Source organism: Rhodococcus sp. 05-2256-B1 (assembly GCF_002258465.1).
Classification (GTDB): Bacteria; Actinomycetota; Actinomycetes; order Mycobacteriales; family Mycobacteriaceae; genus Rhodococcoides; species Rhodococcoides fascians.
On the sequence record NZ_NOZA01000015.1, the window covers coordinates 82212 to 108250 of the forward strand.

General features: G+C 62.7%; 25 protein-coding genes and 1 pseudogene. 12 read left to right on the plus strand and 14 right to left on the minus strand.

Annotation, left to right across the window (positions count from 1 at the left end; all coding sequences use genetic code 11):
- Positions 1 to 3 precede the first annotated feature (3 nt).
- Complete coding sequence (locus tag CH285_RS06425; RefSeq protein WP_052060578.1) at positions 4 to 1185, plus strand: PucR family transcriptional regulator; 1182 nt, start codon at positions 4 to 6, stop codon at positions 1183 to 1185.
- On the opposite strand, the gene CH285_RS06430 is transcribed toward CH285_RS06425, so the two are convergent.
- On the minus strand, positions 1132 to 1998 hold the full coding sequence (locus CH285_RS06430) for an SDR family NAD(P)-dependent oxidoreductase (RefSeq protein WP_052060577.1): 867 nt from the start codon (positions 1996 to 1998) through the stop codon (positions 1132 to 1134). The two genes, CH285_RS06425 and CH285_RS06430, sit on opposite strands and share 54 nt — an antisense overlap.
- Before the next feature lie 245 nt (positions 1999 to 2243).
- On the opposite strand from CH285_RS06430, the gene fdxA reads away from it, so the two are divergent.
- From fdxA to CH285_RS28790, 3 genes and pseudogenes are all read left to right on the plus strand, one after another.
- Positions 2244 to 2561, plus strand: a complete 318-nt coding sequence (gene fdxA / locus CH285_RS06435) for a ferredoxin (protein WP_032406796.1) — start codon at positions 2244 to 2246, stop codon at positions 2559 to 2561.
- Positions 2558 to 3076 (plus strand): annotated as a pseudogene (locus CH285_RS28785) (gephyrin-like molybdotransferase Glp); the annotation flags it as partial. The gene fdxA and the pseudogene CH285_RS28785, both read left to right, overlap by 4 nt.
- Before the next feature lie 51 nt (positions 3077 to 3127).
- Positions 3128 to 3784 carry a molybdopterin-binding protein gene (locus CH285_RS28790; protein ID WP_255032537.1) on the plus strand — a complete coding sequence of 219 codons (657 nt, stop codon included), beginning with the start codon at positions 3128 to 3130 and terminating at the stop codon, positions 3782 to 3784.
- 89 nt (positions 3785 to 3873) lie between these two features.
- On the opposite strand, the gene CH285_RS06445 is transcribed toward CH285_RS28790, so the two are convergent.
- Together CH285_RS06445 and CH285_RS06450 are read right to left on the minus strand one after the other, a co-directional pair.
- Positions 3874 to 6390, minus strand: a complete 2517-nt coding sequence (locus CH285_RS06445; RefSeq protein WP_094644352.1) for a molybdopterin-dependent oxidoreductase — start codon at positions 6388 to 6390, stop codon at positions 3874 to 3876.
- Positions 6391 to 6438: 48 nt separating this feature from the next.
- Complete coding sequence (locus tag CH285_RS06450) at positions 6439 to 7650, minus strand: molybdopterin molybdotransferase MoeA (RefSeq protein WP_094644351.1); 1212 nt, start codon at positions 7648 to 7650, stop codon at positions 6439 to 6441.
- Positions 7651 to 8000: 350 nt separating this feature from the next.
- On the opposite strand from CH285_RS06450, the gene CH285_RS06455 reads away from it, so the two are divergent.
- Positions 8001 to 10247, plus strand: a complete 2247-nt coding sequence (locus CH285_RS06455; protein ID WP_032406864.1) for a molybdopterin-dependent oxidoreductase — start codon at positions 8001 to 8003, stop codon at positions 10245 to 10247.
- Between the two features lie 121 nt (positions 10248 to 10368).
- A complete protein-coding gene (locus CH285_RS06460) occupies positions 10369 to 10581 on the plus strand; it encodes a TOBE domain-containing protein (RefSeq protein WP_032406863.1) in 213 nt (70 codons plus the stop codon).
- A gap of 13 nt (positions 10582 to 10594) precedes the next feature.
- On the opposite strand, the gene CH285_RS06465 is transcribed toward CH285_RS06460, so the two are convergent.
- A complete protein-coding gene (locus CH285_RS06465) occupies positions 10595 to 10999 on the minus strand; it encodes a nuclear transport factor 2 family protein (RefSeq protein ID WP_032406794.1) in 405 nt (134 codons plus the stop codon).
- Positions 11000 to 11087: 88 nt separating this feature from the next.
- Positions 11088 to 11648 carry a PadR family transcriptional regulator gene (locus CH285_RS06470; RefSeq protein ID WP_032406793.1) on the minus strand — a complete coding sequence of 187 codons (561 nt, stop codon included), beginning with the start codon at positions 11646 to 11648 and terminating at the stop codon, positions 11088 to 11090.
- 82 nt (positions 11649 to 11730) lie between these two features.
- On the opposite strand from CH285_RS06470, the gene CH285_RS06475 reads away from it, so the two are divergent.
- Entirely contained in the window at positions 11731 to 12510 is a 780-nt protein-coding gene (locus tag CH285_RS06475) for an SGNH/GDSL hydrolase family protein (protein ID WP_032406792.1), read from the plus strand.
- 78 nt (positions 12511 to 12588) lie between these two features.
- Here CH285_RS06475 and CH285_RS06480 read toward each other — a convergent pair whose 3' ends face one another.
- On the minus strand, positions 12589 to 13647 hold the full coding sequence (locus tag CH285_RS06480; RefSeq protein WP_032406791.1) for an ABC transporter permease: 1059 nt from the start codon (positions 13645 to 13647) through the stop codon (positions 12589 to 12591).
- Complete coding sequence (locus CH285_RS06485; RefSeq protein ID WP_139278484.1) at positions 13644 to 13916, minus strand: hypothetical protein; 273 nt, start codon at positions 13914 to 13916, stop codon at positions 13644 to 13646. Before CH285_RS06485 ends, CH285_RS06480 begins: the two co-directional genes overlap by 4 nt.
- A gap of 118 nt (positions 13917 to 14034) precedes the next feature.
- Between CH285_RS06485 and CH285_RS06490 the strand changes: the two genes are divergently transcribed.
- From CH285_RS06490 to CH285_RS06500, 3 genes are all read left to right on the plus strand, one after another.
- A complete protein-coding gene (locus tag CH285_RS06490; RefSeq protein WP_032406790.1) occupies positions 14035 to 14355 on the plus strand; it encodes a putative quinol monooxygenase in 321 nt (106 codons plus the stop codon).
- 82 nt (positions 14356 to 14437) lie between these two features.
- On the plus strand, positions 14438 to 15634 hold the full coding sequence (locus tag CH285_RS06495) for an alpha/beta fold hydrolase (protein ID WP_052060572.1): 1197 nt from the start codon (positions 14438 to 14440) through the stop codon (positions 15632 to 15634).
- A 467-nt stretch (positions 15635 to 16101) separates the two neighbouring features.
- A complete protein-coding gene (locus tag CH285_RS06500) occupies positions 16102 to 17130 on the plus strand; it encodes an LLM class flavin-dependent oxidoreductase (RefSeq protein WP_094644350.1) in 1029 nt (342 codons plus the stop codon).
- Positions 17131 to 17138: 8 nt separating this feature from the next.
- Here the strand turns inward: CH285_RS06500 and CH285_RS06505 are convergent, their stop codons facing one another.
- Together CH285_RS06505 and CH285_RS06510 are read right to left on the minus strand one after the other, a co-directional pair.
- Positions 17139 to 17846 carry an enoyl-CoA hydratase-related protein gene (locus CH285_RS06505; RefSeq protein ID WP_032406788.1) on the minus strand — a complete coding sequence of 236 codons (708 nt, stop codon included), beginning with the start codon at positions 17844 to 17846 and terminating at the stop codon, positions 17139 to 17141.
- 61 nt (positions 17847 to 17907) lie between these two features.
- Positions 17908 to 19023: a hypothetical protein gene (locus CH285_RS06510; protein WP_255164690.1), complete on the minus strand. Its 1116-nt coding sequence runs from the start codon at positions 19021 to 19023 to the stop codon at positions 17908 to 17910.
- A gap of 122 nt (positions 19024 to 19145) precedes the next feature.
- Between CH285_RS06510 and CH285_RS06515 the strand changes: the two genes are divergently transcribed.
- On the plus strand, positions 19146 to 19424 hold the full coding sequence (locus CH285_RS06515) for a DUF7218 family protein (protein ID WP_032406787.1): 279 nt from the start codon (positions 19146 to 19148) through the stop codon (positions 19422 to 19424).
- Between the two features lies 1 nt (position 19425).
- On the opposite strand, the gene CH285_RS06520 is transcribed toward CH285_RS06515, so the two are convergent.
- Complete coding sequence (locus tag CH285_RS06520; RefSeq protein WP_094644349.1) at positions 19426 to 19914, minus strand: SRPBCC domain-containing protein; 489 nt, start codon at positions 19912 to 19914, stop codon at positions 19426 to 19428.
- 66 nt (positions 19915 to 19980) lie between these two features.
- Positions 19981 to 21669, minus strand: coding sequence for a nitroreductase family deazaflavin-dependent oxidoreductase (locus CH285_RS06525; protein WP_094644348.1), 1689 nt, complete (start codon positions 21667 to 21669; stop codon positions 19981 to 19983).
- Between the two features lie 225 nt (positions 21670 to 21894).
- On the opposite strand from CH285_RS06525, the gene CH285_RS06530 reads away from it, so the two are divergent.
- Positions 21895 to 23517, plus strand: a complete 1623-nt coding sequence (locus CH285_RS06530; RefSeq protein WP_094644347.1) for an MFS transporter — start codon at positions 21895 to 21897, stop codon at positions 23515 to 23517.
- Here CH285_RS06530 and CH285_RS06535 read toward each other — a convergent pair.
- From CH285_RS06535 to CH285_RS06545, 3 genes are all read right to left on the minus strand, one after another.
- A complete protein-coding gene (locus tag CH285_RS06535) occupies positions 23510 to 24406 on the minus strand; it encodes an SDR family oxidoreductase (protein WP_094644346.1) in 897 nt (298 codons plus the stop codon). The two genes, CH285_RS06530 and CH285_RS06535, sit on opposite strands and share 8 nt — an antisense overlap.
- A 144-nt stretch (positions 24407 to 24550) precedes the next feature.
- On the minus strand, positions 24551 to 24904 hold the full coding sequence (locus CH285_RS06540; protein ID WP_027497637.1) for an STAS domain-containing protein: 354 nt from the start codon (positions 24902 to 24904) through the stop codon (positions 24551 to 24553).
- 185 nt (positions 24905 to 25089) lie between these two features.
- Positions 25090 to 26019 carry an aldo/keto reductase gene (locus CH285_RS06545; RefSeq protein WP_094644345.1) on the minus strand — a complete coding sequence of 310 codons (930 nt, stop codon included), beginning with the start codon at positions 26017 to 26019 and terminating at the stop codon, positions 25090 to 25092.
- Positions 26020 to 26039: the final 20 nt, after the last annotated feature.

Here is a 26039-nt window from a genome sequence, read left to right on the forward strand (position 1 = left end):
TCGATGCAGGAAGACAGTGACACCACCAGGGAGCGGGCGATCGCGGCACGGATTTCGTCGCTGATCGCCGGTGCCGACGTAGAGCTCGACTCGGTGGCATCGCGATTGACGGATCTGTATCGCCAGCGGATTCCGTTGTACGACTCCGTCGCTCGCGAGGAAGTGGAACGCAATACCAGGGCCGTGCTCGATATAGTGGTGTGGCGCGTGCAAAGCAACTCGCCGTCGGTGGACGAAAGCGACGTGACCGAATTGGTCCGGCGCTGGGCGGATCAGACGATCCCACTCGAATTGGTTGCCCACAGCATCCAATTGGGGGCGCGGGAGCTGTTCAAGATAATCAGGCACAATGCGGCCGAGCAGAATCTGCCCACGGACGCAGTGGACGACATGCAAGACATGATGTGGGAGTGGGCGACGTCCTATTCGGCAGCCGTCAACACCGTGATGCAGGAGCGGGCAGTCACCGGTGCCATCCGCCGCTCGGATCTGATCCGGCAACTCGTCGAGAATTCGTACCTACCCTCTTCCCTGGCCGGCGACGCACAGGAGCACGGCATAGACCTGTCGCATTCGTACCGGGTCGCCTGCATCGTGTGGGACGACACGGTGACAGCGTCGGACGCTCGTGCGTTGCTCCGGATGCGTTGTAGAGGAGAGGTTCTCGATGTGGTCGACGCGGTCATCGACGGTCGATTGATAGCCTTGTTGCCCATCGTCCCGGAACGGCTGGAGTCCGAGATTGCCATCGGGGTGGGTGACGCACGCCAACCCTCCGACGCGCGCTCCTCGTACCAGCAGGCCCAACGCGCGCTCTCGTTGGCCACGATGTTCGGCAGAACCGGGTTGGTGGATCTCGCGGCGCTCGGACCACTTCCTCTGCTGGCCTTCGCCGACGAAGTCGCTGAGCAGATAGCCGGCGTTCACCTAAGCCCTCTATTGGTTCGCGGCGCGACCGGTCGAGAGATCATGGACACTGTCGCAACGTATCTCGACAACGATCGCCGCGTCGACGATACCGCCGCTGCGCTCTTCGTGCACCGCAACACCGTCCGCAACCGCGTCGCCCGTTTCGGCGACCTCACCGGGCTGGACATCGACTCGACCGCGGATTTGGTCTTGGTGTGGTGGTTACTGACCCGTGACCGAGCGCTGCGTGCGGGCCCGAAGAATCCCGTCCTCTAGAGCGGGAACCGTCTTCTTCACCCGCGGACGCAGAATGGCGTCCCACAGACGGCCTGTGAACACTCCGCGCACGGTGTCCACGCCGCGAAGTGCACCGGGTACATAGACCTTTCGACCACGTTCGACGATCGTGTTCACGAATGCCGCTGCGCAGTCGTCGAGTTCTGTCACGACGCTGAACGGCCACGGCATTTCCTCGATACCTGCGCGCACCGCCGCTATGCTGTGCTGCGACTCGAACATCGGTGTGCGCACGAATGCAGGGTGGGCGACGCCGACGCCGACGCCCTTGTGAGCCACTTCGAGCCGTAGCCCGCCACCGAACGCCTCGACACCGGTTTTGGATGCGGCGTAGGCAGATTGGCCCGGGATGTTCTTCAGGGCTGCAGCAGAGGAAACCAGGAGGTAGTAACCTCGCTGGGCCGTCACTGCAGGCAAGGTTGCGTGAACCGTCCGGATGACTCCTATGAGGTTGACTTCGACGATGGCGACCAGCGATTCGACATCGCTGATCGCGACGGTGCCGGCCTCGGCGATGCCGGCGTTGGCGACGACCACGTCCAGGCATCCGTATTCGGTCAAGACAGTGGACACGGCCAGTTCCAGCGACGCGGTGTCGGTGACATCTGCCACGACCGACATGTGTCGACAGTGGCGGGTCGTGTCCAGGGTCTCCAACACCGATGCGGAAATCTCGGACCGATCGACGAGGACCACGTGCGCGCCGAGCGATGCGAGTCGGCGACCTGTTTCGAGGCCTATGCCAGACGCCCCTCCGGTGATGAATGCGACTTTTCCCGCTACGGACGTCATTGTTCACAAGCCCTTCGAATCGGTCGGTCACAGGGGACTCGATAGATTGTGGATGGCAGCAAGGGCCGGGCGGAAGGTGCGAGTGTCCACTCTTGGGCCAGAGACGATGTGCGCGTGCACAACCGGCAAGGGTAGATGGCATTTCCATCGATGTACGCCCAAAGTTGCTATCTACGTTGGTTATTCGTATGTAGTATGACGTTCGGCATAATTGTGGGCTGGAAATCAATGACGGACGGAGTCTCGTGACGTACATCGTGGCCGAACCTTGCGTCGACATTCTCGACAAGGCATGCATCGAGGAGTGCCCGGTGGATTGCATGTATCAGGGCGATCGGATGTTGTATATCCATCCGGACGAATGTGTGGATTGTGGTGCGTGTGAGCCGGTTTGCCCGGTGGAGGCGATCTTCTTCGAGGAGGACGTACCTCCGCAGTGGACTGGCTACGTATCCACCAATGCCGAGTTCTTCGAGGAACTCGGTTTCCCAGGGGGTGCTGCCAAGACTGGACCTACAGGTAAAGACACGATGCTGGTTGCCTCGGTTCAGGCTCGTTCATGAACTCGCCGTTCGCTACGTCCACTGTCGCCTTGCGGTCGGTGGAGGAGCACTCTGCGATGGTTGCCGGTCTGATCGGGATCACTGCGGTCAGGCAGTCCAATCTTGTGGCGGCATCCGGCCTTGTCCTGGCAGAGCCTGTGTTCGCACCGGATCCGCTTCCCCTGTTCGATACGTCCGTAGTCGATGGATGCGCGGTGCATGTATCCGATCTCATCGGTGCCTCGGCCGAATCTCCCGTCCTATTGCCTGTTGCACAGCATGTTCCGGTGACATATCGCGCGCCGGTGGTGTCGGCTGTCGGCACGGCTGTCGAAATCTCGGCCGGGGCTCCCGTTCCCGCTGGGTCTACCGGGATAGTGCCCATGGACGAGGTGCGAGTAGATGAGGGCCGGGTGGAATTTCGTGGGAGATGCGCTTTCGGCGCTCACATCCGGCGTAGGGGTCGGGATGTGCGGGAAGGGCAGCGACTTCTCGCGCCGGGAACGGCCCTGTCCCCGGTGCATACAGGTCTGCTGGCCGGAGTCGGCGTTCGAAGCGTGTCGGTCCGAAGGCGATTGCGCGTAGCCGTGATTTCGACTGGTGACGAAATCATCTACCGATCAACAGTTCTCGGATTCGGTCAGATTCACGACTGCAACTCGGTGATGCTCGCCGCCGCCGTAGTGGCCTGCGGTGCCGACGTGACCATGTGCGTTTCGGTGGCGGACTCGGTGGACGAATTTCGGGCCGTTCTGGCGACGGCGTGCGCCGGAGCCGACGTCGTCATCACGTCCGGGGGGATCGATGCGGGCCGTGACGGAGTAGTCGACACAGCTCTGCGCGCAGAGGACATGGGATTCGTGGACGTCGCTATGTGGCCGGACCGACCAGAAGGTGCCGGCCGCATGTTGGGCACTGCGGTGCTCAGCTTTCCTGGTAATCCACTGGCCGCGTACGAATCCTTCGAGTTGTTCGCCCGCCCCAATTTTCGGTTGGGCATGGGGTTGAGCGCCGAGGAGCGTCGACAGGTGTCTGTGCCGCTTGCTCACGGCGTCGACCCGCGGCCTGGACATCCTTCGTTTCATCTCGCACACCTGAATACGAACGGAACGGTCACCTTGCTGACCGGGGTGGAACGGCATGGCCTCGAATCGGCAGCCGGCGCAGATTGTTTCGTGCGTCTGGACGATACGAGTGCGTCACTGGCGGCGGGACATCTGGTGGCAGCCGTCGCTCTGCGGTAGTCATCGTCCGCCCGCAACATATCGGTCCATGGCCTAGGCCATGGACCGATCAGCGTGCTATGCCGATGCTTCCGAGTACTGCCGGGCGGTCACCTGCTCGACCCCTGTGCCGAGTTCTGGATAGGCTCGATTCGAACCGGCACGTTCTTGTGCCAGGGAGTGCCGAAGAACTTGTCCCGACGAGTGATCGATGTCAACGTGTTGAGAGGTACCCCGACGACTGTCTCGTTGCCGTCACCCGTGGGGTAGGTGACGCCCATTCCGTTCGGAAGCGACACATGGCCGGCTTGCATCATGTCGCTGACTTCCACCACGGTCGAGGCGCTACCTGTCTCCGTGATCAGCCGAACGGTGTCACCTGTGGCCACCCCCATCGATTCCGCATCGGAGGGACACATCCGCAACGCTCCCTCTTTGTCCCGTCGTCTCCATTCGGGATCACGGATGATGACGTTGGCGGTGAAAGCTCGTCGCTCACCCGCGGACAGGATGAAGGGGTAATCGTCGCTGGTGTAGTCCGGTTCTTCTCGGTCGAGCAGCCGCATTTCCGCGAGCAGCTCCGGTATGGCGGCGTGGATCTTGCCGTCGGGGTGGCGGATGTAGCGCCATGCGTCCTCGTACCGGTCTTCGGTGAAGGTCACGCCCTGCGGATCGGCGAGAATGGCGTCGAAGAGTTGATCTCCTTGCGCGGCACCGTCTCGGTCGAATCCGGCCCGCCGCGCGGCATCCGGGTTGGCGATGCAGGCGAGCTGTGCAAGGCCCCAGATCAGCGCCGTGGATTCCTTGCCTACGTCGAGCGTGGCTCCGAGTGTGCGGTACAGGATGTACGGCAGGAGCCCGGCCAATTCCGGCTTCTGCTCGATGGTCGAGAAGAGTGCCAGGTTGAACGTCGCCGAACCCGTACGTGCCGCCGCACCGAGGGCCGACAGCACGTTGTCGTCCACGACGCCGAGTCTGTCGATGATCTCGGCGTAGATGTCGGGCTCGGATCGAGTGCCTGCCATCGGCTGCATGAGCGGCACCCGTAGCTGGAACACGTTGTGCGGGAAGTGAAGAGTGAACAGTGACGCTTCGTACTTCTCGAATTGGCTCGAGGCAGGGAGAACGTAATCGGCCTCCCGCGCTGTCTCGGTGAGTGCGACGTCGACCACGACCGTCAGTTCGAGACTGCGCATCGCGCGACGGAATCGGTCGCTGTCCGCCAGGGAGTGCAGAGGATTGGACGAGTCGATCCACATGGCGCGCAGTCGATCAGGGTGATCGTTCAGTATCTCGTCGGCGATCGAGTTCCCCGGTATGAGGCCGGAGACGATGCGAGCGCCGGTGACCGGTGTGAAGCCCGTCTGATACGGATTACCCATCGTGCGTGCTATCGGATCGGCCACGGCTACCGACACGGAGGAGAAGAAGTTGTTCAGGGCGAGCTGCGCCGCGCGCTCGACGATGCTGCGAGTCCTGCGATGGCCTCCCATCCGAGTCGTCAACGACCGCACCGCACCTGCACCTGCGCGCATGGCGCGTAGTGCGGCGATTCGACGTGCCGCATCGAGCGGCGGTCTGTTCTCGCGCGGGATGGGGAACCAGGCACCGGCGAGAGGGAAGACCCACGAATGCATGTGCATACCACCGGGCTTGGCGAAGTTCCCAGTGAGCACCCACATCAATTTCTGCAGATACGCGCACACCGTGCTGTTGGGGGACTGCTGAATTCCCAGGTCCTCGTACGTCGCGACGCTGCTTGCCCGTCCGATGCGACGTGCGGCCGCACGAATGTCGTTTTCCGGCACACCGCACCGACGAGCGTAGTCGGTGATGTCCACACTGCGGAGTAGCTCGAGGACGTCGTGCACCCCCACGGTGTGGGTCGCGAGCCACTCGTGGGCGATCAGATTCTCCTGCACGAGAGTGGCATCGAGAGCTGCGAGGCACCACGCGTCCGTCCCGGGCTTCACTTGCAGGTGGTGGTCCGCCAGCTCCGCTGTCTCGCTTCTGCGCGGGTCGATCACGATGATCGACCGCTCCGGATCACGGGCGATCTCTTTGAGTGTGGGCCGTGCTCGAGCCAGTCCGTGGGACTGCCACGGGTTCTTGCCGACGAACACGGCCACTTCGGAATTCTCGAAGTCGCCTGCGGTGGGACTGCCGTAGAGCTCACCGTCGACGAACGCTTCACCCGTCTTCTCCTGCGCCAGAGCATTCGACGTGTATTTCGCTCCGACTGCGTGAAACAGGGATCGACCGTAGGCAGCGCCGAGATGATTGCCCTGTCCGCCGCCACCGTAGAAGAAGATGCGTTCGCCTCCGTGTCGTTCACGAACTGCCCGCAGACGTTCAGCGATCTCGTCGAGCGCGGTAGTCCAGTCGATCTCCTCGTAGGTGCCGTCCGCACGGCGTCGCAGAGGCGAGTCGATGCGGTGAGCGCCGTTTTGATAACGGTCCAACCGGAGCGGCTTCTCGCAGGTGTAGCCCTGCGATCCGGGATGATCCTTGTCGCCTCGGATCTTGAGAAGCGCCCTGTCCTCGACCTTCACCTCGATACCGCAATTGCACTCGCACAGAATGCATGCCGTCTTCTGCCAGTCGCCGGTGGCGCCGTTCTCGACCATGGAGCTCTCTTTTCACTCGTTACATGTCATCGGATGTGATCGCGCGGGTCAGAGCACTGTCGCCGTGACCGTCTCGCCGGCGTCGAGGGAAGGAACTGCACCGTTCAATTCCACGAGATAGCCCGCCTCTCGCGCCGCGCCGAGCCCGTGCTTTCCCGAGCCGGTGAGCATGGCGATCGACCCGTCGGGGCGTCCGATCGCGAGGTCCAGGGTGTGTCTTCCACACTTCCTGGGTAGTGGATGTGCCAACGGCACCCGCAGGGTAGGACGGTTGTCCGGAACCAGGCCCATAGCGCGTCGGAGAATCGGACGCGCGAGAAGCTCGAATGAAGCGTAGGCGGCAAGGGGGTTTCCAGGAAAGGTCAATAACGTTGTGCCGAAAGCGGTTCCGGCACCTTGGGGTCGCCCGGGCGACATCGCGACGCCGGCGAAGCGCACGCCGTAGGGCATCAGCGTTTGCTTGACCACCTCGTGATCCCCGGCGCTGACTCCGCCCGATGTGATGACGACGTCTGCACACGCTCCGAGCTCTGCTAGGTGCGATCTGAGTTGGTTCGCCGAGTCCGGCAAGGCAATACACGCCACGAGTTCGGCACCGCAGTCTTCGACCGCGGCCGACAGGAGTGCCGAGTTGGAGTCGTGAATACGACCGTGACGCAGAAGAGTGGCAGCGTCGACGATCTCGGCGCCGGTCGACACCACGGCGACCCGGATCCGACGGTGTACGAGAACCCGTCCCAGACCGGATGCAGCCAGTAGTCCGATACGCGACGGCGTCAGGACCGTTCCCGCATCGAAGAGGCGCTCCGGAGGCATGACGTCCTCCCCGGTTCTCCGCATATTCGCGCCGGCCCTGCTCGGGCTACCGAACACCGCCTCTGTTCCGTCGTACCGGGCATCCTCGACCGGAACCACGGCGTCGGCCCCTGCAGGTATCGGGGCACCGGTCATGATGCGGGCAACCGTTCCCGCACGTAATTTTTCTCGTGTTCCATCACCTGCGGCTATCACGCGTGCAACAGGGAGGTGTACGACCGCGTCGGGTCCGGCACCGACCAGGTCGGCGACGTGCACCGCGTACCCGTCGACTGCGGAGTTGTCGAAGGGCGGAAGTGGGATCGGAGCATCGACCTCCGCGCCGAGGGCGCGTCCTGCTGCCTGCGACAGGGGCGTCATCACCGTGGGGGTGCGCGAGATCAAGCCGTCGATGAGCGCACGATGTTCTTCCACCGTCCGCAGGCCGGGTACCGACCGCATCATGAGCGCAGGAAGTCGATGACGACCGCAGTCGAAAGATGGATGTCATCGATGTACGTCACGAGCCCCAAGTCCTATGCATTCCGTCATAGTACAGAGGATCGTCTGCGGCGCAACGAACTTCGGTAGAACGGCCGAAATGCCGTGTGAAGTGTGCGCGTGCACAATGATTCCGGCGGAGGTATGTACTCCCGTACCTTGTCGTCGATACCCGATCGCGCGACACTCGCCATCACGGCCGATCGCAGTCGAGGCATCGAAATCGTTTCATCACCTCCTCATTCGACTGCACACCGACTCGATTGTGCAGCAGGCGTACTATGCAGTTCCACATACAATTACTGGAGACGAATGTGACGGACGAGAGCAGTGTGGACTGGAAGAAGACCGCCTGCATTCTGTGCGAAAACAACTGTGGTATCACCGTTTCCACGGAAGGTCGGAGGATCGCCAAGATTCGTGGCGACAAGGACCACCCCAAGTCGCTCGGATACACCTGCAACAAAGCGCTCAGGCTGGACCACTACCAGAACGGCGGGTCGCGACTGGATACTCCGATGCGACGCGAGGCCGACGGCACGTACATGCCGGTCGACTGGGATACGGCGATCGCAGAGATCGCACGGCGTCTGGGCTCCGTTCGTGACAAGCACGGCGGTGAGAGCATCTTCTTCTGTGGCGGCGGCGGACAGGGAAATCATCTGGGCGGTGCCTACGCCGGTGCGCTGATGCGCGGACTGGGTGCGCGGTATCGATCGAACGCCATCGCGCAGGAGAAGACCGGAGAGGCGTGGGTCGACGCGCACCTCACAGGTAGCCACACTGTGGGTGATTTCGACCGTGCGCAGGTCAGTGTGTTTCTCGGCAAGAATCCGTGGCAGTCGCACGGTGTCGCCCGAGCTCGTACCGTGCTGCAGGAGATCGGCAAAGACCCCCTCAGGTCGATGATCGTCCTGGATCCGGTGCGAACGGAAACTGCAGAGCGCGCCGACATACATCTACAGATCAAGCCGGGAACCGACGCGTGGTGCCTTGCAGCCATTTTGGCGATCATCGTCGATAACGGGATGATGGACCACGCCTTCCTGCACGAGAACACAGCTGGTGTCGAACAGGTAGTGGCCGCAGTTCACGGACTCGACGTTTCGGCCTACGCAGGTGTGTGCGGAGTGGACGAGTCCGCGATCAGGCGCGCGGCGCATCTCATCGGGACAGCGGACAGCGTCTCGATCTACGAGGATCTCGGAGTCCAGCAGAGCCCCAACAGCACCTTGGTCTCCTACCTCGAGAAGCTCATCTGGCTCGTCACCGGAAATTTCGCGAAAAGTGGTGCCATGCATAATCACTCGTGGCTCGCACCATTGTTGAACTACTCACTCGACGTCAAAAGCACACCGGTTCACGGTACGCCGATGTTCGGTGGGTTGGTTCCGGGTAACGCCATCGCAGAGGAGGTGTCGAACAACCACCCCGCGAGGTTCCGGGCAATGGTGATCGAGTCGTCCAACCCTGCGCATTCGATGGCCGACTCTGCAAGCTTTCGCACAGCGATGGACGAACTCGAATTCAGCCTGGTGATCGACGTTGCGATGACCGAGACTGCACGACGCGCCGATTACGTGCTTCCCGCGTCCAGTCAGTTCGAGAAATGGGAGGCGACGTTCTTCTGTCTCGAATACCCGCGCAACAGCTTTCAGTTGCGGGCACCGATACTCGACCCATTGCCGGGAACGTTGCCCGAACCCGAGATCTATGCACGATTGATCAACGAATTGGGCTTGGTGAAACCCCGCTGGATCATCTTGCTGCGTGGGGCGCTCAAGCTGGGCCACAAGGTGTACGCAGCAACGTTTCTTGCCTTGCTCGGGCTCGACAAGAAGTCCGTCCCGGTCGCCGCGTACCTGCTCTACGCAACGCTCGGCCCCACGCTCCCGAACGGCGCGACATCGGCTGCGGCGCTGTGGGCGCTGTCCCACAAGATCTACCGCGAGCACCCCCGATCGGTCCGCGCAGCGGGCCATCGCAATGCCGAAGCCTTGTTCGCCGCAATTCTGGAGAACCGATCAGGCGTCGAGATGACCGTCGACGACCTCGACGGCGGAGCGTGGGACTATGTTCCCGCCGCCAACAGACCTATACAGCTGGCCATCGCACCCCTGCTGGGCTCCTTGAGAAACCTGAAGAACAGCGATCCGTCTCACACCAGCGATGACTTCCCTTTCGTACTCTCCGCAGGCGAACGTCGCGCGTTCACTGCGAACACCATTTTTCGGGACGACACCTGGCGCAAACGGGGCGGGAACGGTGCATTGCGTATCTGCCCGGTCGACGCCGAGGCGCTCGGACTGTCCGAAGGCTGCAGTGCCAAGATCACGACCGCCAAGGGGTCGGCCGTGGCACAGGTCGAGATCACGAACACGATGCAACCCGGCCATATCTCCCTTCCCAACGGCTTCGGACTCGACCTTCCCGGTTCCGCGGCCCGCGTCGGAGTTGCACCCAACGAATTGACCGATGCCGCTCGCCGCGACGAGTTTTCCGCGACTCCGTGGCACAAGCACGTGCCCGCGCGCGTGGACGCAATGCCCGCCCTGGAGTGAGCAGGGGGGCTCGGCAGTGCGGGTCGGACAGCACCGAAGAATGCAGACGCTGTGTGGCACCTCCAGTATCGTTCGCTTCGCTCGACCATTCATGAACTACTTTTCACATGGAGGAACCATCGTGCGACTGTCCACCCGCAATCAGCTCGTCGGCACCATCACCGAGGTCACGCTCGGCAGTGTGATGGCGACGGTGAAGGTTCGTCTCGACGGCAGCGACCAGACAGTCACCTCCTCGATCACCCGCGAGGCCGCCGAGGAGCTCGGGCTCGCGGTGGGGCAGCAGGCAACCGCGTTCGTCAAATCCACCGAGGTGACGATCGGCGTCGAGTGAGAAGTCCAGCGGGTCAGTCCATCTTGTCGGTCGCAGTGTTCGACGCCATCTCGGCGGCGAATTCCTTAGCCATGGCCCGGGAGAGTGCCTGTGCCGCCGACAGCGGACGCACCATGACGGTGAAGTCGTCGATCAGGCCGTCGGAATCGAGGTGCAGGATGTCGCAGCCATGGACGGTCACATCGTCGATGCGGGCCTCGAAGAACAGGACGTGATCGCGACCGCCGATGTCTTCGACAGTTCGGACGTATCGCAAGTCGCGGAACACCCGCGTGACGGCCCGCAGGATCGCCGCGGTCATCGGTTTGCCGTGGTACGGCTTGAACGCAACTGGCGAGCTGAAGACGACGTCGTCAGCAAGGGTGGAGGCCATGGCGTCGTGGTCGTTCGCCTCGACGGCTTGTCGGAACCGCTGCACGCGTCATCTCCTGAGTAGGGTCGGACCCGGGTTCGGGTGTTATCGCGAACGATACACAACTTTGTGACTATTGATCGGGTAATGGCGGTCAGCGTCGACCAGCGCGGACCTCGAGTACGTCGAGAATCCGGGCACCCCAGCGGAGAGATTCTTCCTCGAACATTCGTCCTCGCATCAGGGTGAGGTATGGGCCGATGCGATCTGCGGTCGTCAGGAAGTCGGTCTCGGTGCGTCCGTCGAGCAGGCGGTGCGCCATCCGGTCGTACCTGGCCAGTTTGTCGCGTGAGAGCTGCATCCGTTCGCGGATCGCGGCAGTCATCGGCTCGAGGTCGCCGGCCTCCAGTGCGTGCACTGCCAACAGGTGCTCGTCGCGAATCGCGGGAAGCTTCGGGCGGCGGTGGCTGACCTGGCGCAGCGCCGCACGACCCTTGTCGGTCAGGCTGAACAGCTTCTTGTTGGGGCGACCGTCCTGCTCTACCAGTCTCGCGGTGATCACCTCGTCTCGATCCATTCGATCGAGCTCGCGGTAGAGCTGTTGAGGAGTGGCAGTCCAGAAGTTGGCGACCGTTGCATCGAACGCCTTGGACAAGTCGTAGCCGGACAGCTCCCCGTCGACCAGTGCGGCGAGCACGGCATCACGTAGGGACATGATCCGGCACAGTACCCGTCGCGCAGGAAAAGCGTCTTCATGCACAACTTGTTGTATATTTCTGCTCGACGAAGGAGCGGTGATGGAGAACCGAGAAGGTCAGTTGCGGTACGTAGCTCTCGGTGACAGTCAGACGGAGGGGCTGAACGACGGCGACGACATGGCGGGCTTTCGTGGCTGGGCCGATCGGCTCGCCGAGCACATGGCCGAGAGCGACGACACGGTCGTGTACGCGAACCTCGCGGTGCGTGGTCGCAAAGCTGCTGAGGTCAGAGCAGAGCAATTGCCCGCCGCCGTGGCGTTGCGACCCACCGTCGCGTCCGTCGCTGCCGGCGTCAACGACATCTTGCGACCCCATTTCGATGCGCGCACTGTGGCCGGTGAGCTGGGCACAATGTTCGGCGCGCTGCGAGCGGCCGACTGCACCGTGATCACCATGACGTTTCCCCGCCTCGCACACCCCGTCCCCGGTCGAGCGATCATCGCGAAGCGTATGACCGAGCTGAACGCCGAGATTCGGACGGCTGCAGAAGAATTCGGTGTCATAGTAATTGATCTTGAGAAGCATGACGTGGCATCGGATCCGCGTCTGTGGAGCTGGGACCGCTTGCATCTGAACGAGAAAGGACACGCGCGGCTCGCCGCGGCCGCCGCATTCGCTCTCGGCCTGCCGGGTGCCACCGACGCATGGGATCGTCCTCTGGCCCCACTCGGGCGCCCACATCTGGTCTCCCGGGTTCGCGGCGACCTGAACTGGGCCGGAATGTTCCTTGCGCCGTGGTTGACTCGCCGCGTCCGTAGGCGCTCCTCGGGCGACAGTCGGACGGCAAAACGGCCCCAGCTGCTGTCGGTAGGCGGGTAGGGATGTCGACTTGCGGGCACCGCAAGGTCAGGGCGACAGTTGTCCGAGCTTCACGCTGCACAAACAGTGAGCAGATCTTCAGGTAAGACGCCGGACCGCCGATATTCCCGCGCCACTCACCGCGAGACCGAATGCGAGCATGAGGCCGGTTTCGATCGCTTGAAAACGCCAGAACTCGTCGTCGGCAAAGTATCTGATATCGAAGCGGGCGACGCCTTGGTCGCGTAAGCAGTCGTCGAATCGTGCTGCTCGGTCCACGGTTTCGAGTCGAGTTCGCTCCGAACGCTGTTCGTTCGTCTCCCCGGCAGGTGGATTCCCGTCCCGGTACGGCTGCGCGCACCGCGCTGTGTCGGGTCCGACCTCCGCCCCGCTGCTGTCGACGTACCCGGCGTCGACGACCCACGTTCCGTCGGTGGTGTAGTACGGGTTGGGTGGATATTCCGATTCGCGATACAAGCCGCTGATCGGCTCACTGTCGATGCTGGGCGATCCGTAGTGCTCGCGCGCAATCCAGGTGAACGCCACCGGTGCAAAGAAGAGAAAGACGACGAGGGTAGCGAGCATGGAGACGATCCCGCGTCGGAACACCAGTGCCAGAGTGCTGCCGACGAGAAGCATCAGCAAGGTGTATGCACCGAGAGCGACGCCGGCCGTCTCGAAGTGAGGAAAATCGAACCACGAGAAACCGACGGACGGGCCGTGGTCGGCACTCGAAGAATCGCGCGACCGGCCCGTGGCCCAAAGCAATGCCAGGCCGAGGCACGTCATAGCAGCCGAAATGGGCAGGAAGACAACGATTACGGGTGCGAAGTACCACCGCAGTCGACTCCGCGACTGCGTCAGCGCCAACACATGGGTACGAGAGTCCACGTCACGAGAAAAAGCGGGTACCCCGACGAACATTCCGAGCAGCAACGGTAGAAGCAGTGCACCCAGCGTCGACAGGGTCAGTGCGGTCTCCGGTCTGCACGGTCCCACATCGTTCCATCGAGAACACATTCGAGGGAACGACCACGACGTCTGCGGATAACGCGGAACGTAGGCTCCGGCCGTCGACGTCGCCGTGATCAGGATTGCGATGGTGATCAGCGAGATCAGCAGAGGTGCCCGGTTCGACCGCCACGCGAGCCAGATCACGGCTGGGCGGACCGCTCGGTGTTCGCCAGCGCATCGAGATATGTCGTGCTCGCCGCGTCGGATACGACAATCATGGATCCACCACCGGATGGCATCGGGACGGTGAAATCCCCTGAATGTGGCTCGAACGCGCCAGAAGTGAAGTGCAGCAGAATCACTCGACTTTCACTTCTCCGGCCGTTCTCTCCGGAGCCCGAGATTGCGCGGACGGGCGGCGCAACTGCCGACCCCGCGACGACTGCCGATCTCGTGAAAGCTCGTGCCGTCATGACCGGGGACACTACAGGCCCGACTATTCGGGCGGCCGAATCTTCGCGATGCCGGCCGGTGTCGGGACCGTGGTGCATGATCGCGGTACATCGGTTGCTTCGGTCGAAAGGACCTGTCATGCCAGTCGAACCCGGCGTCACCGTCGTCGTAACTCATAAGACTCTGCCGAATCGACGCGACGCCGTCCGGGCTCTGTGGGAAAAGCGCCTGGCACCGGCCGTGCTCGACAACCCTGGGCATCTCGCCTACTACTACTGCCTCGATTCCGACGATCCGGATGGCATCACAGCGTTTCAGCACTACAGAACCGCTGAGGACGCAGTCGGGTTTCTTCGGCATCCTGCATATCTGGCGTACGAACGCGAAGTCGCCCCACTACTGGCCTCTGCACCACAGGTACGCAGGCTTTCCCCGGCGTGGATCAAGTCGGCAAAGTAGGGGAGAGCTCGCGCTACACCGCTACCGCACAGCCTGTGGCGGAATGCGAATTGTCACGTTGAGCCGCATACTTACTCGCGAGATGAGACTCCATTCCGTCACGTGCGCCGCGCTGGTCCTTGTCGTGTCCTGCGTTCTGTCGATTGCACCCGCTTCGGCAGCACCCGCTTCGGCAGCACCTGCGACAGCCGATTTCTACGGTGCTCCCGTCGCCGATCTCGAAGCCTTTGCGCCCGGGGCCGTCGTGCGGCGAGAAGCCGTGCCGCAGCTCGATTTTCTGGGCTCACGCACCGAGCGCATCCTGTATCGATCAGTGGATCCCCGTGATCGTGCGGTGGCGGTGTCGGGGCTTTTGATCACACCTGATCGCGCATGGAAGGGTCGGGGGCCACGGCCCGTGATCGCCTATGCGCCAGGCAGTTACGGCATATCTGATCGTTGCTCGGGTTCGTCCGAGCTCGGACTGACAACTACGATGCCGGCTTTACTGCCTCTACTGGCCCAGGGATATCAGGTGGTCACCACCGATTATCAGGGGCTCGGAACCCCCGGCGAGTACGAATTCCTGGGCCGAGTCGCGGGCGCGCGTGCGCTGTTGGACTCGGCTCGTGCCGCGGCGAGCCAGACCGGTGCGCCGATCGTGCTCTACGGATACTCTGCGGGCGGCGTTGCCTCGGCCGCCGCCGCCGAACTCGCCTCTACCTATGCGCCCGACCTGTCCGTGGTCGGTGCCTTCGTCGGTGCCGCACCGACCGATCCTGTGCTGCGTGTCGAGGGCCAGGACGGAACCGAGTGGGCCGCAACAATGCTGTACACGGTCGACGGCTGGATCGGAGCGCATCCCGAGCGTGCCGGCGAGATACGTGCCCTCTTCAACGAACGCGGGCGAACGGCCCTGGATGCGGCACTGAACTTTTGCAATACCGACGCGCTCGCACATGGGTCGCTGCGGTCCGAGGACTTGACGGCCGACGGCGCATCGCTGGGCTCACTCATGAGGGGTCCCGTATTGGGTCCACTCACGGATGCGAACACCATCGGGTTCACCCCGCCCGCGCTGCCCGTCATGATCGTGCAGGGCATCAACGACCGCTCCGTCGACATCGAGCAGAGCCGGCTCCTGACACAGCGCTGGGGTGCCGTCGGTTTCACGGACATCACAGTCCGGGAGCTCGACTTCGGAACCGAGCTGGTTCCGGCAATCGACCATCCGGCTGCCAACGCCGTTGCCTACCCCGAAGTGATCGGATGGATCTATCGACTCGTCGAGGGGCGGTAGCTCGGGAGCCGGCACGCGGTCCGTGACGTAGATCACGCCTGACCGATGTGTGCTTGCTCGTTCCCGATTCGACTTATTCGGCGCAGTCAGTACGTACCCGGCGTACCGCCTGGATCGGCTGCCGACGAGAAAGGGAACCGAACCGACATGACCATCACCGAACACGAGGACACCGTATGAGCGGCCGCAGGAGTCTTTCCAGTCGACTCTTCGAGGGACTCGGACGCATCACCTGGGGGTACGGCAAGAAAAAGCTCGACGAACGACGCGCTCGCAAACGCGGACGGCGTTAGGGGATTCATCGAGCGCACTTCTGACGATGCTCGTCGGTGATAGTCGGTAGATGGACTTCACGGGGAAGAATCGAGACGCGGAGTCGAATAGTATTCGACTGCTTTCTCATCCGGAATAATTGAAGCTTCACCTACGCTGACGACTACGTCCACCACCGATCGAGAGGTCCCATCGTGCATCTGGGCGTCGACAGTTTCGTTTCTTCCGTGACCGACCCGACCGACGGTCGCGTGATCGCTCCGGAGGAGCGCATGAGTCACCTGCTCGAAGAGATCGCTCTCGCCGATCAGGTGGGGCTCTACTCGTTCGGCATCGGTGAGCATCATCGCAGCGAGTACTACGACTCGGCCCCGTCCATCATTCTGGCCGCCGCGGCTGCGCGAACCGAGAACATCAGGCTCGGTAGCGCGGTCAAGGTACTCAGTGCGGACGATCCGGTACGGGTGTTCCAAGAGTTCGCCACCCTGGATCTGATCTCGAAGGGACGGACCGACCTGGTTGTCGGTCGCGGCTCCTTCACCGAGTCGTTCCCACTCTTCGGCCTGGATCTGGCCGATTACGACTCACTCTTCGCCGAAAAGCTGGACCTGCTGCTGCAGATCCGGGACAACGAGGAGGTCACCTGGTCGGGTCGTCACCGGCCGGCGCTGAACCGGCAGGGGATCTATCCGCGTCCGCTGCAGGATCCGCTGCCCATTTGGGTCGGTGTCGGTGGAACGCCCGAATCGTTCGCTCGCGCAGGACTTCTGGGACTCCCGCTCATGATCGCGATCATCGGCGGCGAGCCACGCCAATTCGCCCCGCTCGTCGACCTGTACCGGCGTGCCGGAGCCCAAGCGGGCCACCCGCCGGAACGATTGAAGGTGGGTCTGCACGTGTTCGGCTTCGTCGCCGAGACGACGGAGATCGCCGCAGACACGATCTATCCCGGCTGGAACGAGATGTTCACCAAGATCTCTCGTGAGCGTGGATTCGCCCGCCCGAGCAGGCAGCAGTTCGACGCCACCTCCGGTCCGAACGGTGCGTTCTTCATGGGCGATCCCCAGACGGTGGCAGACAAAATTCTGCGAGTCGGCGAGCAACTGGGCGGTGTGGATCGACTCTCGCTTCAGATGACGAATCCACGCCTGGCGCACAGCGATCTGCTGCGCGGCATCGAATTGCTCGGTACCGAGGTGGCACCCCTCGTAGCGGGAAAGTAGGGCTCAACTCAGTTCGAGGCCCATTCCATTTCGTCGACACCGGCAACCGGGGTAAGCAGTGACCGAATCTCGGGTGCGTACATGGTTCGCTTGATCTCGCCCAAGACGTCGCCTCGCGTTCCGGCGAGTTCGCCGGCGCGTGCGACAGCGGTGTCGAGGAGCGAATCTGCGGCCGAGACGTCGTGGACCAGGCCGAGTGCCATAGCGTCGTCTCCGCCGTAGCGGCGTCCGGTGGTGAGTGCCTCGTGAAAGGCGTTCGGTGCCATCTTCGCTCGCACCATGTCCACGGTTCCGGGGCTGTAGGTAGCGCCGATGTTGACACCGGGGAAGCACAGGAAACCGCGATCGGATCGCATGATCCGGTAGTCGTGCGCCATTGCGAAGAATGCGGCACCGCCGAAAGTGTGCCCCTGCATGGCTGCGACTGTCTGCATCGGAAGCGTGAGAAAGCGCACCAGCATCTCTTGCACGGTGCCGATGAACCGATTGATCTGGTCGAGGTTTTCCGCGCCCCACGACAAGTCGACTCCAGTGGAGAAGTACTTGCCTGTCGCTGTTGTGACGAGCGCAGCAGAACCGGAGCCGGCCTGGACCTCGTCGAGCAGGGTGTTGATCTCGGCAACCCAGTTCGGGCTGATGCGGTTCTCGGTGTCGTCGACCCCGCGGCTTCCGAGGTTGAGAACGAAGACATCAGCGGTGCGTTCCAGGTATGGCATTTCCCGAACGTACCCACATCTTGTTGTTCTCACTCACAACTGCGGTCCGGTTCGTTCCGAATCAGGACGACGGCGTCGCCGATTGCCGTCGAATCAGCTCGCGGTGACCGTACGTGGCACCGAGGATGTCCTCGCGGTCTGCGACCGAGGACCCGACGGCACCCGCCACCGTACCCAGCGAAGCTGCGAGCCACGCCAACGAGAAGTAGTCGCCGAGGGTTGCGGTGCGGTCTATCTGCACAGCGAGAAAGACCGGTGAGATCACGACCGCCGCCGAGAGCAAAACGACAGCGAACAGCAGGGCGTACATGCACAGTGCACCGGTCAGCACTGTTCCCAGAGTGGCCGCGTTGTACATCCAACGGTCGATCGTCGAGCTTCGGAACGACCGTTTCTCCCACAGCCCGTTGGGGAAGATGACCCACACCGTCATGGCCATCACCGCGGCAACTCCGATCATCGCCAAGCGCATCACACTCATCGACGCCGCCATCTGACAGATGCTCGCGTAGAACACGCCGAAGGCGGACGCCGCACTCGCAGCTGCGAGCGCGCCCGACAGTGTGGGAACCAACCGCCACGGGCGAATACAACGAATCATTCCCGATATCAACCTGATTCGGCCGAGGATGCTCGACGTCACCAGTACTTCGTCGCCTTCCCCGGAATCGCTCGGAATCCAGCTCGACTTGAAATATCGTCTCGGCGGTCGAGACGAATCGTCGGCCTCGATCAACTCGTGCAACACAGCGAGAGCAGCGGTGGTGGCACGGCGACGTACAGCCAGTGTTCCGAAGGACGGCACGTACACCGCGCCTGTCGTACCGTCGCGAAGCTCGGCGATCACCGGACGCGACCCGAGCCGGCGAGGAACCTCCGACACACACAACACGATGTCGTAGTCGTCGGTAGCTCGCACCGCTGCCAGCCATTGACCGAGTGGGGCGGAGCCGGTTGCTGTGGGCGGCAGCGGAACGGATGCTCCGGAGACCCGGAGTTCCCGCCGCTGCCCGTCGATCATCGCGTGATCGGGCAGATTTTCGATGATGGACGACGCAACGGTAGACGCGAAGCCGTCGTCACTGACCACTCCCACCGAGAGTGGGGCCTCTTCTTCTCTGTTGTCCTGGTTGTCGGTGACGTCTCCCGCCACTTCGTGTGATCCATCCGAATGCATCCAGTTCGGTTACCCGATGATGCTCGACGCACACCATTCCTAGGTGTCGGAACCAGGTTTGTCGTCATGCAGACCGGGTAGCGCTGTCATTGACCGAGTCAGCCCAGTGCGAGGGGATCACGATGCCGGCGAAGAACGACAACACAGACCAGCCGCAGTTGAAAGACCAGGGCTTGTACGAGAAGCTCCGGGAGGAGGGCAACTCGAAAGAGAAGTCTGCCCGCATCTCGAATGCGGCCGCGAACAAGGGTCGGGACGAGGTGGGTAAGAAGGGTGGTGAGTCCGGATCCTACGAGGACTGGACGGTGGACGAACTCACCGACCGAGCCAAGGAACTGGGCCTCGAGGGGTACTCGAAATTGAACAAGCATGAGCTCATCGACGCGCTGCGTAACCATTGACTCACAGCGGGCGCAGCGACGCATAGTACGTCTGCTGTGATGGGAAGTAGTCGTCGAATTTCGGCAGGGGTCCGCCGCGTGCAGACGCGACGAACATGTCCAGGTAGTACTCCCAGCCGGGTCCGATCTCGCCCACACCGTCCGTGTTCTCGCAACTGTGTACGAGGACGAGCACCGTGGAATCGCCCTGATCATCGAGCCGAACCTCGAGGGGCCACTGCATGTCGTCGAGCGTCCGCACGGCCAGCCGGCTCGGCGGCTCGCACGCTTCGATGGCCATATCCGAGGCCGGTGCGCCCTCCTCGAAACTCATGGTGATCCGAATGGAGTCGTCCGAAATCCGTTCCCACGGACCGAACCATTGCGCAGTAAGGGACGATTCGGTGAGTCTTGCCCACACGTCCTCACGTGGAAGCTCAAGCGTTCTGCTCAATTCGAGCGCGAAGCCGCTATCGGTGCTGCGCAGTGTGCCGGTGGGGATCGGTTCCATCGAGTGATTATGCGACTTCGGCACTGATGCCGTCGAGTACCGGATCGGCGCGCGTCCATTTTCGAGTCAGTCGCTGAAGTCGACGCGCACCGAGATCGGATCGGTTTGCAGCGCGCGGAAGCCCGCTCCGATGACCCGCCGGAGTACCGGATTGTTCGAGAACGACCGCGCACGGAGGGCGACGTCATCACCGGGCACAAAAGTGGCGGTCCCGCTGCGCCATCGGCTACCCACCCGAATACGAACGGCGGGCTCGTCGGTGATATTGGCGCCCCAGCCGGATCGGGTTCCGTGCTGTGAGATCAGCCATGCTCCGGTGGTATCGAACGATGCGGACACCGGCACGCGACGGCGCAGGCCGGACTTGCGGCCGACGGTCTCGATATCGGTGATCAGGGACGTTCTGACACCGACCGCCGTGAGCGCGTCGACGATCGGATTCGCAACGTATCTGCCGATCCACCGTTCACGGCGAAATTTCTCGATCGCTGAGGATGGGTTCGTCGACGCGGCCGTTCTGCGATTGCGAAACGCGTCCCAGCCGTTGCGCTGCACCATCGTCGCGGCGGTTCTCCATGCCGGGCGGCTCGAGTTCGGTTGCCGGCCGGCACCGATGAGCTGGAGCTGGTCGGTGTGCCACTGTAGGTCCAGAGCTCCGTTGATCTGTTTGAAGGCGTTCGCCTTCGATGGGAGCCGGAGGGCTACCTGCGGCGACTCGACGCGGTCGAGCGTGCCGTCGACCAGCGGACCGGCGACACCGGGGGTCAGAGCGGTCGGCCGCCCGAGACCCACCATGTCGCATTCGCCCGACCGGACCGCCGAGCTCATCACCGATCGGGTGCGGAAGCCTCCGGTCACGGCCAATGGAACCGGTCCCGCAGCGTCACGGACCGTGCGCGCGTACTCCAGGAAGTAGGCCTCGCGCTCGCGGGTGCTCGCCGTTCCCATCATTGCGGGTGATTCGTAACTGCCACCGCTGATTTCGATGAGATCGATCGATTCCCGGACAAGGTGCTCGACGGTGATCCGTGATTCCTCTTCACTGAATCCGCCGCGCTGGAAGTCTGCCGAATTGAGTTTGATTCCCACCGCGAAGCTGGGGGAGACCGCCGACCTGATGGCTCGGACCACCTCGAGAACGAATCGCATTCGCCCGTCGAGGTCGCCGCCCCAGTCGTCGTCGCGTCGGTTGGACAAGGGCGACAGGAATTGAGACACCAGGTATCCGTGCGCGCCGTGGATCTGAACACCGTCGAAGCCTGCCGTTTCGGCCACCGCCGCTGCCGTCGCAAACCGGCCGATGATGTCGCGGATCTCGTTCTCGCTCAACGCCCGCGGTGCCGGGATCCCCGGGATGTTGGGAGCAACGGCGGACGGTGCGACGGGCTTGGTGCGCGTCACGATCGGATTGGCTTGGCGGCCCGGGTGATTGAGCTGCATCCAAATGGGTGCACCGCCGTCGGATGTCGCTTTTGCCCATCGAGCAAGTGCATCGTGGTCGCGATCGTCTTCGATGACGACGTTGCCCGGCTCGCCGAGGTGGGATCGGTCGACCATGACATTTCCGGTCACCACGAGTCCGTAACCGCCCGCACCCCACTGGCGGTACAGCGTTTCGAGACGAGAGTCGGGTGCATGCTCGACGGTCGCCAAACCCTCGCTCAACGCCGACTTCATCACGCGGTTCGGCAGGATCTGCCCACAAGCAAGTAAAAGTGGGCTGCTCAGATCGACGACGTCTGTGTCAGGGGACATGGCGTTGCTCCGATTCCGAAGAGTGGCGGCAGGGTATGCCAGACACCATAGTCTGCACGGCTGTCGCGTCCCGTCCCGGATGGATAGTGAAGTGTTCAGCCTGCTGGAGGGGCGCAACGCGCGTCGTCGTCGAGTCGGTTCCGCGCGACGCGGTTGCTATAACGGCCAGTTGCAGATACTTTCCTTTCAGGAACTATGCCGTCCGGCATAGTTGAAGGGATCCTCATGTCGCTGCCCACGATCGCCCTCCATCGACCAGGTGCGCCGCCGTTCCGTCGGCGATACCTCGCGCTGCTCGTCATCTGCATCGCCGAGTTGCTCGTCGTTCTGGACAACACCGTTGTCAACGTGGCGCTGCCGTCCATCGGGTTGCAGCTGAGAGCGGACATCAGTGGGCTTCAGTGGGTGGTCGATGCCTACACGCTGACGTTCGCGGGTCTATTGCTGGCGTTCGGTCACATCGGAGACCGCTACGGGCGCAAGAAGGTCATGATGTTCGGTTTGGCAGGCATCGCAGTGATGTCTGTGGGCGGGGCTGTCGCCGCCGACCTCGGGCAGGTGGTGGCGGCCCGCGCTGCCATGGGAGTGTGTGCCGCCGCGGTGTTCCCGGCCACGCTGGCGCTCATCATCAACATCTTCACCGACGCCAAGGAACGGGCACTGGCCATCGCCGCATGGACGGCGATGGCAGGCTTCGCTATCGCCATAGGCCCCACAGCAGGCGGCTTTCTGCTCGAACACTTCTCGTGGCACTCGGTATTCTGGATCAATGTTCCGGTCGCTCTGCTCGTTCTGATCGCAGCGTTTGCCTGCGTGCCGGAATCGAAGGCGGAGCACGTCGGAAAATACGATCCACTGGGGATCGTGCTTTCCTTGGCCGGTATCACCGTGCTGGTCTGGGCGATCATCGAAGCGCCGCACAACGGGTGGCTGTCGCCGTTGAGCCTCGGGGGCTACATCGTCGGATGTATGGCATTGGGCGCGTTCGTGTGGTGGGAGCTTCGCGCGCCGTCACCGGTACTCGACTTGCAGCTGTTCCGAAACCCACGTTTCTCGTTGCCCGCACTGGCTATTGCAGTGGCATATTTCAGCATGTTCGGTTTCCTGTTCATGATCACCCAGTATTTCCAGGGCGTCATGGAGCTGACACCGTTGCAGTTCGGCATTCATTCGCTGCCGTTCGCGGTCGCGATCGCAATCGGCGCACCGTTGGCCACACTGATCGCCCAACGCATCGGTACTACCGCAGTGATTGTGTTCGGTCTGGTGGTGATGAGCGTCGGCATGTTCATCGCCGGCCGAACGGAGGTGGAGACTCCATACCTGGGACCTGTTGTGATCTCGATGATCCTGATGGGTCTGGGATTGGCAATCGTGCAGGGCCCGGCCACAGAATCCATCATGTCCTCGGTGTCGTTGGACGAAGCGGGGGCAGGGTCTGCAGTGAACGACACCACCAGGGAGATCGGGGGAACGCTGGGAGTTGCGGTCCTCGGCTCGATAGTCGCATCCATCTACACCACGAATGTGGGTCCCAGGATCGACGCCATTCCCGATGCGATCATGCAGCCGTACCAGAAGGCCTTCGCCCGCGAGACGGTCGTCAGCGTCATCGAAATTGTGAACTCACCGACCAATCCCATTTTCGCGGCGCAGAAAGCGGACCTGGTGTACGCGATGAAAGCAGCCTCCCTGGAAGGGTTCCAACTGGCTTCGTTCGTCACCGTCGGGGCCGCCATGGCATGCGCGATCGCTGTGGCGCTCTTCCTGCCATGGCGGCGACCCGAAGGAGACGGGGTGCTGTTGGCGTGGCGGGCGTCGAAGTCCGAAGACCCCGAGATCAGTTGAACGGGGTGCCCCCGGTGACCGCAATGGTCTCGCCTGTGATGTAGCTGGACTCGTTCGAGGCCAAGAAAACGTAGGCCGGAGCCAATTCCGCGGGCTGGCCCGGGCGGCCCAACGGAACCGTCTCGCCGAACTCGCCGTACTTCTCGGCAGGCATGGTCGCAGGAATCAGGGGAGTCCAAATAGGTCCGGGCGCAACGGCATTGACTCGAATGCCCTGGCTGGCGAGGTCGCCAGCCAGGCCCTTGGTGAAAGCGACGATGCCTGCCTTGGTGGTGGCGTAGTCCATCAACTCCGGTGACGGATTCGATGCCTGAATCGAGGTGGTGTTGATGATGGTGGAGCCCGCACCCATGACGGCGGCGGCGTGCTTCGAAATCCAGAACAAGGCATACAAGTTGGTCTTGAGCACACGGTCGAACTGGTCGGTGGTGATATCAGCGATGCCGCCCATCTGGGCCATCTGGAACGCGGCGTTGTTGACGACGATGTCGAGGCCTCCGAGAACCTCCACGGCAGTGTCGACCAACTTGGTGCACTGCGTTTCGTCGGTGAGGTCGCAGGCGATCGCTCGGCCCGACCGTCCAGCGGCTTCGATCAGGTCGACGGTCGCTTGGGCATCGGGGCCCTCGGATTCGAGATGAGCAATGACGACATCGGCACCTTCTCGTGCGAATGCCAGCGCCACCGCTCGTCCGATCCCGGAATCACCACCGGTGATCAACGCTTTTCGGCCGTGCAACCGATCCGAACCCCGGTACGACTTCTCGCCGTGATCCGGTGCGGTGACCATGTCGCGAGTCAATCCCGGATGCTCGAGCTCGGGCTGGTCGTCCCGATCGGGCATGGAGAAAGCAGTGGTGGGGTCGCTCTTGGTGAACTGGTCGGACATTGTCGATCCTTGCCTCGTGTGAAGAGGACCCATTGCGGCAAAACCAAAGCCGCCCCAGTTCTCGAGACGATTCACGGTCGTTACCGACTGGAGTCGCTGTCCACACGAGGTTTGCCGGTTGCACCGGCACGCAAACCTTGCGAATCAGCGCGCGGAGGGATCTTCCCCGATGAAGCTCGCACCCACCGCATCGAGCACCCGGCGCGCCGGCCGGGTAGGAGCGAAGACCTCGACGCGTCCGTCGGAACGTTCGACAGCATCGACGATCACGCTCGCGGCACCCGAGTACATGAAGTCCACCGCCGACAAGTCCAGCAGCACAACTGCATTGCCCCGCAGGGCACCGTCGAGGGCGTTCACCAAATCTGCTCGGGCACTCATGTCCAGCTCGCCGACGGCGCGAACAACGGTCAGATCGGGGGAGTAGGACTCGATCCCGATCGAGTGGCGTCGAGCGGGGGCGGTGGAGCGAACATCGGTGAAATCGGAAACAGTCACGGTGCGAACCTCTCAGTTCGGGTGGCCTATCGAACCGGCGTGCTCGGTGTGGAACCCGAGGGCTGCAGGTTCCGGTGCACGCTGTCCCGTAATCCTGACAGCGCAACATCACCGAACCGAGCCTGCAACATCACGGATTCGTCGCTACTTGGTAACGGCGAGGTAACACAGCCCGATGCCCGGCATCAGGGCAGTGTGTGACCTGCTGCGCGGAACAGGCCGTACCATTCCGCCCTGGTCAGGCGGATGTCCGACCCTGTAGCGGCCTCTACTATCCGATCCGGCGTGGTGGTCCCCAGGACCACCTGAATGTCGGCCGGGTGGCGTGTTATCCACGCGACCGCTATCGCGGCCGGTGTCGTGTCGTATCGGCCGGCAATGTCGTCGAGCGCATCGTTGAGGGCCGAGTAGTTCTTGCGATCTCCGACGAACACACCCGACGGGGTCCCGCTCTGGAGTGGCGACCACGCTTGCACGGTGATGCCGCGTGCCCTCGCGTAGTCGAGCAACCCGTTGTCGCGATCCACCGACTGGTCCAGCGCGCCGATGTTGGCGGTCAGGCCCGCAGCGATCAGCGGTGAATGGACGACGCTCAACTGCACTTGGTCGAACAGAAGTGGTTGGGTGACGGCTGTTTTCAGCAATTCGATCTGACCGGGAGTGTGATTGGAGACGCCGAAACCGAGCACTTTGCCCGACGTGTGCAGTGTGTCGAATGCCGCCGCGACCTCGTCGGGCTCGACCAGGCTGTCCGGTCGATGCAGCAGCAGGGTGTCGAGATGATCGACGCCGAGTGCCGAGAGCGAACCCTCGACGGTCGACACGATGTGGTCTTCCGAGAAGTCGAAATAGCCGTCGCGAATGCCGACCTTGCTCTGAATGCTGACGCGCTCACGCTGCGACGGAGTGAGTGTCACCGCTTGTCCGAAGCGCTCCTCGCACCCGTGGGGTCTGCCGCCGTAGATGTCGGCGTGATCGAATACGGTCACTCCCACGTCCAGGGCGGTGTCGACCAACTTGCGAATCCTGTCGTCGTCCAGGTCGAGGATGCGCATGAACCCGAGGACGATGCTCGACACGGTTGTGCCGGTCTGGGGGTGCGAAAAGGTGCGCAAGGTGAGTCTCCCTCTGTGTG